This is a genomic window from Rhodohalobacter sp., assembly GCF_041686455.1.
Lineage (GTDB): Bacteria > Bacteroidota > Rhodothermia > Balneolales > Balneolaceae > Rhodohalobacter.
Map to the genome: position 1 here is coordinate 1 of NZ_JAWLDW010000036.1, position 10613 is coordinate 10613.

Here is a 10613-nt window from a genome sequence, read left to right on the forward strand (position 1 = left end):
GGTGATGATTTTAAAAAGCCGTTCATCGAACAAAATTATAATCTCGAGAAAGTTTTTTACTGCGGAGAGTCGATCCTCTTACCCGATTACAGGGGGCTTGGTTTCTATAGTTATTTCTTCTCTGAGCGAGAACATCATGCCAGAACGCTTGGCAGGTTTGACGTGATCACCTTTTGCGCGGTTCAGCGAGACAAAGCCCATCCTCTGCGACCTGAAAACTATACACCTCTTGATCCCGTCTGGAAAAAATATGGATATCGAAAGCAAACAAATCTGAAGGCATACTTTCCCTGGAAGGACGTCAGCAAATCAAAGGAAACTAAAAAAGAGATGGTTTTTTGGGCGAAAGAGCTTTGATAAAATCTTCAATTCGATTTCTATTCTGCTGTGATATTTTGGTATAATGCAGACCGTTAGATTAACCATCCCGACATTGCATTCAAAAATACGTTATCTGATCAGTTTCCTATGAAAAACCAGATTCCATTCTCCTTCGATGTACCAACAGTTACAGAGATCACCGAAAAGATTAAAGGGCTGCTGGAGCAAAATTTCAGGGATATCTTAGTTGAAGGAGAGATCAGCAATGTAAATCAAAGCAGGAACGGCCACTATTACTTTACCGTAAAAGATGACAGTGCTCAGCTCCCATGTGTAATCTGGAGAAGTACGGCGCAACGAATAGATGTGGATATCCGCGACGGACAACAAGTTGTATTAGGCGGAGACCTTCAGGTTTATGCACCACACGGCCGCTATCAGATGATCGTTTCCCTGCTTCAGCAGGCAGGCATAGGTAAGCTTCAACAGAAATTCGAAGAGCTCAAGAAGAAACTTGAGAATGAAGGGCTTTTCAGCGATGCCCACAAAAAACCAATTCCGCCCTTTCCCATTCGGGTTGGCGTTATCACATCTTCCACAGGTGCCGCTTTTCACGACATTAAATCGACTTTTGAACAGCGCTGGCCTGTTGCCACCCTCTACCTTCATCATGCAAGCGTGCAGGGACTCAATGCTGCACCAGAACTTGTTAAAGCCATTGAATGGTTTAGCAGTCAACAGGAACCTGTAGATTTGCTCATTATTGGCCGGGGTGGCGGATCACTGGAAGATCTCTGGCCTTTCAATGAGGAGCCGGTTGCAAGAGCCATTTTTAACTGCCCGATACCAACCATAAGCGCTGTTGGCCACGAAGTGGATTTCAGTATTACCGATTTTGTTGCTGATGCCCGTGCCGCTACTCCCACCCAGGCTGTGGTGATCGCTGCGCCTGATATCAATGAACTGCGCTACATGGTAGATGACTATACAGGGGAAATGGAATCCGTTCTTCAACAAAAAATTCAAACATATCGCGACTACGTTTACAGGCTTGCAAATTCCCATGCTCTTCTGGTTGTGCAGGAACAGTTGAAGTTTCAGAAAAACAGAGTGGGTGCCCTGCTAGACCAGATGGACAGCCGGATTGATCGCACAATCTCCGATCGAAGATCTCGTTTACAACATCTCAGCTCAGCTATAGAATCGGCCAATCCAAGAGTGGTACTCCAAAAATGGACGGAATCTGTTACTATATTATCAGAAAGACTGGACAACCGCTATAACCGGCAGCTTGCCGATAAAAAAACAAGACTCAATAAACTCATCTCCGGTTTAGCTGAAGTGAATCCAAAAGCGCCACTGGAAAGAGGATTTACCCGAATTCTTCAGAACGGCCATTGGATCAGGTCGTCCAAAGATTTTGACAAATCTGTGAGTACAGAAATTGAGTGGAATGACGGAACCACAAAAATCAGATCATAAGTTTAGTGATTTACCTGCAAATTGGATAAGACTGCATTTAAAATTAGACTAAATCAGACCTTTTACTATTTTATTTAAAATATCTCGACAGTTGATACGTCTGCCATTGGATTAATTGCCTGTATAAAACAAGAGCAAACTATATTTATGAAAACACTTATCACCGGATATAATGAAGAAACAATTCACATCCTTAAAAACGCACTGGAGAGAAGAAATCACGATGTGGTTGTTGGTGAGCCGGACGAAAAGCTACTCAATACAATAGAAGATGAAAACATCTCCCTGATTCTCTTGAGTGATTATTCTGAGAAAGGTCTGCGCCTTTGTCGTCTCACACGAGCCAGTGAGCGAGGTAAGCACCGAACCGTAATTGCCGTAATAAGCAAGGAACACATGGAGCAATTACACAGACTGCTAGACGCAGAAGTGGATCAGTATATAACAGAATCCCTTTTTGATGAACAGCGGTTGGATGTGCGCCTCGCCTTTGCCGAAAAGATGACCCGAAACAAAGAGGAACAGTTTTTGATTGAACAGAAACTGCGCGAAAGTGAGGCCCGAGCACGCAGTATTCTTCGAACCACAGTAGATGCGATCATCACTATTGACAGACACGCTCAAATTAGAACATTTAACAAAGCCGCTGAAGATCTCTTTCTATTTAAAGCCTCTGAAGTAATTGGAAAAAATGTGAAGATGTTAATGCCTCAGCCTTATCGAAAAGAGCATGACAATTATATCAATAATTACCATCAGACGGGGAACAAGAAAATTATCGGAATCGGAAGAGAAGTTACCGGGCTGCGAAAAGATGGAACCACGTTCCCTATGTATCTGGCAGTGAGTGAAGTAAATGTTAACGGACAGAGGCTTTATACCGGCATTGTTCGCGATATTACCGAGCAACGTAGATTGGAACAGGAAGTTCTTCGAATCAGTGAACATGAACGCCATCGAATCGGACAAGATCTGCACGATGGACTTGGCCAGATGCTTACCGGTATCAGTCTGATTAATCGAAATATTGCAAGTTCTCTTAAAGATGAAAATCACCCGCTGGCTGATGAAGTGAGTGACATCACAAATTTAGTAAAAGAGGCCGACGAATACGCCCGAAGCCTCTCCAGAGGTTTAATTCCTGTCGAATTCGAAGGACAAGGGCTGAAAGCCGCATTGGAGCGTATGATGAAAAATGCTGAAAAGCTATTTAACATCACTTGCAAGTTCGACGCTCCCGACAACATTTACTTTGACGATTCCACTAATTTGACACATCTATACCGAATTGTTCAGGAAGCAACCAGCAACGCCGTTAAACACGGAAATGCCTCTGTAGTAGATATTTCTATAAAAAATTACGATGAGCGTTTGGTTATAAAAATTGAAGACAACGGTACCGGCTTTTCTGATGACTGGGAAAAAGACCGGGGACTTGGAGTACGAATTATGCAGTTCCGTTCCCGGCTAATCGGTGCAAATCTGGAAATTGAAGACGGTGAAAAACTTGGCGGAGCCGCTATTATCGTAACGATGTATCCAATAGGAGCGAATTATTCCATTAAATAGTTCTTCACCCTGGCAGTTTTTTGAGACACTGAGTGCAAAATTCACTGACTAAAAAGTTTTTTAACTCTATTCTCAACCACTTAGGCATGCAGTTCTAGAGTTAATCTCAGAGTATTAAAAATACTTCCCTGTTAACTACGTTAAAATCTGATTATAGTGCGAATAACGTGCTTTTTTTGTAAACTCAGTCACAGTAAAACTGATAAATCTATTGCCCGACAAGTCTGAACGTTTATGGGAGCTAATAAAAGAATTTATATCGTCGACGATCATCCACTCATGCGAAAAGGTTTAGCCATGACGCTTGAGAAAGAAGTTGGATTTGAGCTGATTGGTCAAGCGGAATCGGCTGAGGTAGCGATGAATGAAATTTTAGACTTAAAACCGGATGCAGCAATCGTTGACATTTCGCTTCCCGGAATGAATGGTATTGAACTGGTAAAAAACCTGCTGCATCAGATGCCTGAACTTAGAATACTAATTGTAAGCAGGCACGACGAGGAGCTCTATGCAGAGCGCGCACTGCGTGCAGGGGCAAAGGGCTACCTAATGAAACTGGAGGCAGTTGATGTACTCATACAGGCACTTCAGCAAATATTAAACGGCGGTATCTACCTGAGCAATAAGATTGGAAATAAACTGCTGATGAAACTTGCAACAGGTAATAATACAAAGAGTGACAACCCATTGGATCAGTTAAGTGACCGTGAGCTGGAAGTATTTGAACTGACCGGGAAAGGTCTATCCACAAAAGAGATTGGCGAAAAACTTCACATCTCCGTCAAAACAGTCGAAAGCCATCGCGCAAACATCAAAGACAAGCTACAGATTGATACAGCTAACGAGTTGATGCGTCACGCTGTTCGGTGGGTTGAAGGGGCATCAGGGTAAATTATTTCCTGTCTTTAGTAGTATAAAATTACGCTATTCCTATCGTGCTGAATTGAAATTTCTCTGGCATTCACCAAGTTGAATGAGTGAATAGTCACATTCCTGTCAAATTTCAGCAATAAATACCCGTCATGAACTTCCGTTAAACTGTAATCCTCGCCTTCATTATACGATGTAATAGAGTTAGCTGTTCGCACCGATACCTGCTCAATTTTGTCTAACTGCTTTAAATCATCTTCAATCGGGAGCACCGACGTAGAAGAGTCACTGCAAGAAACAGAGAACAAACACAAGGTTAGAAATCCTAAAAAAGTCAACTTTGTCTGTTTAATTAAAAACCCTTTCATAAGTAAGTATTTTTACGTTTAATAAACACATAAGTCGTTAAAAAACAACACCCCGTATTTCAGGCTTTTGAAATGCGTTAGGGGAATTTCCTAGAGGTATCAGGGAAATCCCCACCGTTCAATCAGAACATGACCGCTTACAAAGCAGCGAACTGCTGCCGATATTGATCATGTCGTTTTGATTGAACGATAGAAAACAAGGCTTCTCTTAACCGAAGCCTGATAACAAAAGACTTTACATAAATAAATAAAACCAAAGACCACATAGTTATGAAAACTACAATTATGACAATGGCTGTGCTGATCGCTTCTCTGCTCGTTGCAGATTTTGCAAATGCACAGAGTAACCGCGACTTACAGTACTTTACTAACCCAGACAAGACTGGCCTTAACCAATTTGAGTCACCATTCACCACTGATATTGAATTTGATGGTTTAAATGTTCGAATTGGCGGAGCCAACACGTTGCAGTTTCAAGGGATTACTCACGATAATGACGCCGGAGATCTCCCAGAACTGGAAAATAACTTTAACCTCGCAACTTCCAATCTTGACTTCGATGTTCAATTGGACAGAGGATTAAGAATGCACTTACGCACTTATCTGTCATCTCAACACCACCCTGAAGCATGGGTGAAAGGCGGGTATATTCAGGTAGATCGTTTAGACTTCATAGCTGAAGATTTCATGGGTGAGCTCATGGATAATCTTCGCTTTAAAGTAGGTCACATGCAGCTTAACTACGGTGATGCTCACTTCAGACGTACCGATAACGGTGCTGCTATTCATAATCCTTTTGTAGGAAACTACATTATGGACTCCTTCACTACTGAAGTTGCCGGTGAGGTTTATATCTACGGAGATGCTTTCTTTGGAATGCTTGGACTTAGCAATGGCAAATTGAATCAAAGTACCATGGAGTCCAATTCAAGTGTAACATTCTACACCAAATTGGGTTACGACAAGCAGTTTGATAACGATCTGCGTTTCCGCCTAACAGGATCATTCCTAGCTAGTGGTGAATCTATGTCTCAATACTTATATAGTGGAGACCGTGCGGGCTCTCGTTACTACAATGTAATGGACGATGGATTTACGAGTGGTCGTTTCGATCCTGGTTATACTATATCAAGTTTCTCTCCAGTTGGACCTGTTGCCGGTGAAATGACTGCCATCATGATTAACCCATTTGTTAAGTTCGGTGGTTTGGAGTTCTTTGGACTGTTCGAAACTACTTCCGGTCAATTAACAAGCGAAAATGAAGACCGCAGTTACAATCAGTACGGTGCTGAAGTGCTTTACAGATTTGGAGCCGACGAGGATATATATCTTGGAACTCGCTACAACCTTGTAGACGGATCTGATACCGATCAGGAAATTTCCAGATTCAATATCGGTGGTGGTTGGTTCTTAACTGATAACGTACTTACTAAGGTCGAGTATGTAACTCAATCATTCAGCGGCGACGGTTTTACCGGAACAAAGTATGCTGGTGGTGAGTTTAACGGATTGATGATAGAGGCTGTAATAAGCTTCTAAATACACTTTCGATCTGCAGGGCATTCAGCCCTGCAGATTTTTTAATTACAAGGAGACTATAATGTATTTCAAAAAAATAATAACCACCTCGATATTAATGCTTTTTATGGCAGGCACAGTCCTTGCCCAGGATGTGACCCTGAATATTCAGGGACAACCACAGATGCACATAGACGGTGAAGCCAACGTCCGAAGCTGGGACGCTGCCGTTGAACAAGTTGAAGGTACACTTGTTATGGCCGAAGTTGAAGAGATGATGCCCGAAAATCTATCAGCAGATCTCTTTAAAGAGATGACCCTGACTATTCCAGTAGAGAGTATACAGTCCGGCTCAGGCGGATTGACGAAAAACATTCATAAATACCTAAATGCTGATGACCATCCAAATATTACGTTTACACTGAATGAAGTAAATGAAATAAGCGTAGAAGATGAATCAGCTATTATCACAGCATCAGGCGTTGTTAACGCCAATGGAGTTGACAGTGATGTTACCCTGCAGGTAACCGCTTCAATGAATGCTGATGGATCCATTAATTTCCAGGGTGAACAAGAGTTGTTAATGACAAGCTTTGATATTGACCCGCCAACTGCCATATTTGGTACCGTTCGTGCAAGAGATGAAATGATCATCAGTTACAATGTGAATTTCAACTAAGTTTAAATCCATAACATGAAACTTCTTCAGATCTCCATATTATTTACTTTGTGGATTGCTGCACTTGCAGCACCTGAAGGAGAAATTTTATCTCAAAACCGGTTCACCCCTGACGAAGAGGTGAGCCGGCTTTGGATTAAGGGAAGTTCGAATGTAAACACTTTTGACTGCATTGCCCATGAGTACGACGGGGAAGCAATGGTAAAGGATTCATCAAATTACAACAGCCCCGATCCGGAAGTTTCGGTTGAAGTTGTGATTGACGTTGAAGGCTTTGATTGCGGAAAACGGAAAATGAACAATGACATGAAAGATGCCCTGAAGTCAAATCAATATCCAAACATCCGGTTTGTATATAATAAAGCCGAATCAGGCCCGGATCTACCCAATAACAACTATATCATATACGGTGAACTTACAGTAGCCGGTGTTACAAGAGAAATCAGTTTCATTGCAGAAGGAGACGTTTCAGAAAACGGTGAAATGAGAGTGCGCGGCAATAAACAGATATTCATGACCGACTACGGTATCGAGCCACCAAAAGGGCTTTTTGGCCTAATAAAAGCAGATGATGAACTTACCGTTCACTTCGATCTAACCGCAAAACGTATTTGAGCGTAAGAGTAAAATGCTGAAAATCTGGATCGAACAAATCAAGAACAAGGCGGATCACTACGGCGTGGATTGCTGGAAGTATAATTTTTCCAGTAATATGTTGGAACTTTCTGTTCAGAAAGAGTATCTGGAACACGAAATGGAATTCCGAAAAGCCGTTATCAGTATCGGAAAAGTACTTCAGGCACTTCATCATAAACTTACTGATAAAGGGTACCAGCATCACGTTCAAACATTTCCAAATCTGGACAATTCTGCATTAATTGCAGCCGTTCGAATCTTATCGAAGTCAGGAGTTAAAAGCAACTCCAGTTGCCCTGACCATACGTTAAATGATAAAAAGCAGTTACCGGTCAAACTGGAAAGCTTTGCACGGGCAAATCAGTTAGTATTGCACAAAATTGATCCCTCCAACTTAAAGGATGTTGTTATTCCCGCACCAGACAGTGATTTTAACTGGTACGCACTTAGTGCAAATAACGACAATCCATTTATCTGGCTTAGGGTTGGATATTGGCAAGAGTATATGAATTGTCTTGAGGACTGCTTACAAACCGGACTTATCGTTGTTAAAGATACAACCATTTGCAGTAACCGGCTTATTTTAAGTAGTTCAGTAAGCCACAGATTTGTTCAACTCTTACTCGGTATTCCCAAAGAAGTTACCGCTCCTTAACTATTATAAGTAAGAGATTTCAGTCTTCCCAAATTGTAAGATAAAGTCAGCTCCATATACGGCTGATGGCGTTTGGTAACCCGATTTAAATTGCCCGGCCAGGCATTTCTTCACAATTTCGAAAGCCGTTTCCGACGTAAGCTGATAGCCCTCTTTTGTTTTGAGCAGTGCCGTAACAGACTCAGCTTTTGAGTTCGAAACTTGTTCCCACAGCAATGATTCTCCTTCTACTCTCTCCTTCTCCGTTGGCCCCGGCTTATTCTCCTCTACTTTAGATTTTAAATAAGATTTCACCTTTTTGTTTTTTACAACAGGCCCTAGTCGATTAAGCCACTTCATCCTCTTGATATTTTTGAGAGGCACTGCCGCATAAACAACAATATTTCCAATACCTGTTGATGTGTATGCAGTAGAAATATCTCCCCAGGGAATAGAAACTACGTCTCTCCATTTATCCCCAAACCGAACTTTTCTGGTTAAATAGGCAGCGGGTACTTTTTCAATTTCACCACCACTGCGAACAGCACCGCCGCTTCCAAGATTTTCAATCATTGTTTTTGCCGTGCCTCTCGATAGTCCACCTCCAAGCCCCGATATGGCCAGTTCCAGGTGCGTGGCATCCGGCATCTTTTGGTGTAGCAGTGCCGCCAGGCAATCAGACGGCACAACATCAAACCCAACACCCGGCATAGCCATTAATCCGTTCTTTACGAACTCACCGCCCATTTTCTTTAGTGACTCAAAAACTTCAATCTCTCCGGTAATATCCAGATAGTGACAACTGTTTCGGAGGCAAGCCTCAGCCATCGGCTTCCAGGTATGCACAAAGGGGCCTGCACAGTGCAGTACAACATCCGCGTCATGTAAAAGCTCATCCAATTCTTCGGGTTTATCCAGATCAGCTGCTTTGCTTTCCATATCAAGTCTCCGGGACTGTTCACGTAGTTTCTCTTCATTTCTTCCGCTCAGAATCACTTGATGTTCAACTGAAGATGCAGCCAGCTCTGCAATTAAATTACCTGTATAACCGTAACTGCCGTAAATAATCCATTTTTTCATTTTTCCACCCATCTCTGTTCCTGCAACTGTATGCCAGGTAATTATTTGGTAACAAAATATTCATCAAATGCTAACAGTTCCAATATGTTAGCATAACAGTATATAAAGAACTTTGTTGCAAAAAGTAATCATCTACACATGAAAAAACGCCCGATTGAAATTTTAGTACTATCGGACATCCACCTCGGAACAGTAGGCTGTCATGCACTGGAGCTGCTTCAGTACTTAAACTCAGTTAATCCAAAAGTCATCATTCTCAATGGCGATTTTATTGACGTCTGGAATTTTAAAAAATATTACTGGCCGGATTCACACATGATGGTTCTTCGCACTCTTATTACCAGCATGGCCAACGGAACAGATATATACTATCTGACCGGGAATCATGATGAAGTACTAAGAAAGGTTTCAAGTTTACAATTGGGACCGCTATTTATCAGGGATAAACTGGTTTTAAACCTGAACGGTGAGCGTGTATGGATTTTTCACGGAGACATTTTTGATATAACCATGAAGCATAGCAAGTGGATTGCTAAAGCAGGCAGCCATGGCTATGAACTTTTGATTATTCTAAACCGACTAACCAATTACATCTCAGAAAAACTTGGTAAGGGCAAGTTCTCTCTCAGCAAAAAAATTAAAGACAGTGTAAAAAAAGCTGTGCGGTTTATTGATGACTTTGAAACAACGGCGATGGACCTCGCAATTGAGGAGGGCTACGACTATGTAATTTGTGGACACATTCATCAACCCAAAATAAGAGGTTATGAAAACGAGAAAGGGTCTGTGATTTACATGAACAGTGGCGACTGGATCGAGAACCTTACAGCGCTTGAATATGACGGTGAAGAGTGGAGCATGTACCGATATTCTGAAGGAGAATTTGAGGCTATAAACAGGATTGAAAAGAACATCAAAAAACGAACCATAGACGACGAAGTGCTGATCGGATGAAAATACTATACGGAATTCAGGGAACCGGACACGGACACATCAGCAGGGCGCGGGAAATTATACCCAGTTTATCAAAACATGCATCCGTGGATGTTTTGATAAGTGGCTATAACTGTAAAATGAATCTGGAAAACACAGATGTTCTTCACAAGCGTGGAATCAGTCTTACCTATGATGACAGCGGGAGTGTGTCCTATTTAAAAACAGCACTGAATATTAAACCCGTAACTTTTCTCCGGGATATCAACTCTGTAAACCCTAATCTGTACGATCTGGTTATCTCGGATTATGAGCCTGTAACAGCCTGGGCGTCCATAAACTCCAAAACTCCCTCAGTTGGACTAAGTCATCAGGCATCTTTTTTATCGGACAAGTGTCCGCGGCCAAAATCCAAATCCCTGTTTTCGGAGTCTGTATTAAAATACTTCGCACCTGTAAATCGGTCAATCGGCTTTCACTTTAAACGGTATGATTCGTTTATTCTGCCACCGGTCATTCGCCG

At 42.0% G+C, this 10613-nt stretch carries 11 protein-coding genes and 1 pseudogene; 10 read left to right on the forward strand and 2 right to left on the reverse strand.

The features are described from left to right. From ACESM0_RS06375 to ACESM0_RS06390, 4 genes and pseudogenes are all read left to right on the forward strand, one after another. A pseudogene (locus ACESM0_RS06375) lies at window positions 1-357 on the forward strand (GNAT family N-acetyltransferase); the annotation flags it as partial. Between the two features lie 111 nt (window positions 358-468). Then, a complete protein-coding gene (gene xseA, locus ACESM0_RS06380) occupies window positions 469-1803 on the forward strand; it encodes an exodeoxyribonuclease VII large subunit (RefSeq protein WP_372904768.1) in 1335 nt (444 codons plus the stop codon). 147 nt (window positions 1804-1950) lie between these two features. Beyond that, the gene (locus tag ACESM0_RS06385) at window positions 1951-3372 is read left to right on the forward strand and encodes a PAS domain S-box protein (protein ID WP_372904770.1); all 1422 of its coding nucleotides are present in this window, start codon (window positions 1951-1953) and stop codon (window positions 3370-3372) included. 234 nt (window positions 3373-3606) lie between these two features. Then, window positions 3607-4263: a response regulator gene (locus ACESM0_RS06390; RefSeq protein WP_372904772.1), complete on the forward strand. Its 657-nt coding sequence runs from the start codon at window positions 3607-3609 to the stop codon at window positions 4261-4263. Between the two features lie 14 nt (window positions 4264-4277). Here ACESM0_RS06390 and ACESM0_RS06395 read toward each other — a convergent pair whose 3' ends face one another. Beyond that, window positions 4278-4610: a hypothetical protein gene (locus ACESM0_RS06395; protein WP_372904773.1), complete on the reverse strand. Its 333-nt coding sequence runs from the start codon at window positions 4608-4610 to the stop codon at window positions 4278-4280. Window positions 4611-4880: 270 nt separating this feature from the next. Here ACESM0_RS06395 and ACESM0_RS06400 point away from each other — a divergent pair, with 270 nt between their 5' ends. The 4 genes from ACESM0_RS06400 (at window position 4881) to ACESM0_RS06415 (ending at window position 8098) form a co-directional block, all read left to right on the forward strand. Beyond that, entirely contained in the window at window positions 4881-6149 is a 1269-nt protein-coding gene (locus tag ACESM0_RS06400; RefSeq protein WP_372904775.1) for a hypothetical protein, read from the forward strand. A gap of 61 nt (window positions 6150-6210) precedes the next feature. Next, window positions 6211-6807 (forward strand): YceI family protein, encoded by a 597-nt coding sequence (locus ACESM0_RS06405; protein ID WP_372904777.1) that lies wholly within the window; start codon window positions 6211-6213, stop codon window positions 6805-6807. Between the two features lie 15 nt (window positions 6808-6822). Next, window positions 6823-7422, forward strand: a complete 600-nt coding sequence (locus ACESM0_RS06410) for a YceI family protein (protein WP_372904779.1) — start codon at window positions 6823-6825, stop codon at window positions 7420-7422. Window positions 7423-7435: 13 nt separating this feature from the next. Continuing rightward, complete coding sequence (locus tag ACESM0_RS06415; protein ID WP_372904781.1) at window positions 7436-8098, forward strand: hypothetical protein; 663 nt, start codon at window positions 7436-7438, stop codon at window positions 8096-8098. 3 nt (window positions 8099-8101) lie between these two features. Here the strand turns inward: ACESM0_RS06415 and ACESM0_RS06420 are convergent, their stop codons facing one another. Continuing rightward, a complete protein-coding gene (locus ACESM0_RS06420) occupies window positions 8102-9157 on the reverse strand; it encodes a saccharopine dehydrogenase family protein (protein WP_372904783.1) in 1056 nt (351 codons plus the stop codon). Window positions 9158-9295: 138 nt separating this feature from the next. Here ACESM0_RS06420 and ACESM0_RS06425 point away from each other — a divergent pair, with 138 nt between their 5' ends. After that, window positions 9296-10111: a UDP-2,3-diacylglucosamine diphosphatase gene (locus ACESM0_RS06425; RefSeq protein ID WP_372904785.1), complete on the forward strand. Its 816-nt coding sequence runs from the start codon at window positions 9296-9298 to the stop codon at window positions 10109-10111. Continuing rightward, window positions 10108-10613: glycosyltransferase family protein (locus tag ACESM0_RS06430; RefSeq protein WP_372904787.1), on the forward strand; the 506-nt coding region annotated here is incomplete at its 3' end. The genes ACESM0_RS06425 and ACESM0_RS06430, both read left to right, overlap by 4 nt.

Excerpts from the sequence above, each read along its gene's own strand:
- ACESM0_RS06400 (WP_372904775.1), top strand. The coding sequence starts at position 4,881 with ATGAAAACTACAATTATGACAATGGCTGTGCTGATCGCTTCTCTGCTC.
- ACESM0_RS06385 (WP_372904770.1), top strand. The coding sequence starts at position 1,951 with ATGAAAACACTTATCACCGGATATAATGAAGAAACAATTCACATCCTT.
- ACESM0_RS06390 (WP_372904772.1), top strand. The coding sequence starts at position 3,607 with ATGGGAGCTAATAAAAGAATTTATATCGTCGACGATCATCCACTCATG.
- ACESM0_RS06425 (WP_372904785.1), top strand. The coding sequence starts at position 9,296 with ATGAAAAAACGCCCGATTGAAATTTTAGTACTATCGGACATCCACCTC.
- ACESM0_RS06420 (WP_372904783.1), bottom strand. The coding sequence starts at position 9,157 with ATGAAAAAATGGATTATTTACGGCAGTTACGGTTATACAGGTAATTTA.
- ACESM0_RS06395 (WP_372904773.1), bottom strand. The coding sequence starts at position 4,610 with ATGAAAGGGTTTTTAATTAAACAGACAAAGTTGACTTTTTTAGGATTT.
- ACESM0_RS06410 (WP_372904779.1), top strand. The coding sequence starts at position 6,823 with ATGAAACTTCTTCAGATCTCCATATTATTTACTTTGTGGATTGCTGCA.
- ACESM0_RS06405 (WP_372904777.1), top strand. The coding sequence starts at position 6,211 with ATGTATTTCAAAAAAATAATAACCACCTCGATATTAATGCTTTTTATG.
- xseA (WP_372904768.1), top strand. The coding sequence starts at position 469 with ATGAAAAACCAGATTCCATTCTCCTTCGATGTACCAACAGTTACAGAG.
- ACESM0_RS06415 (WP_372904781.1), top strand. The coding sequence starts at position 7,436 with ATGCTGAAAATCTGGATCGAACAAATCAAGAACAAGGCGGATCACTAC.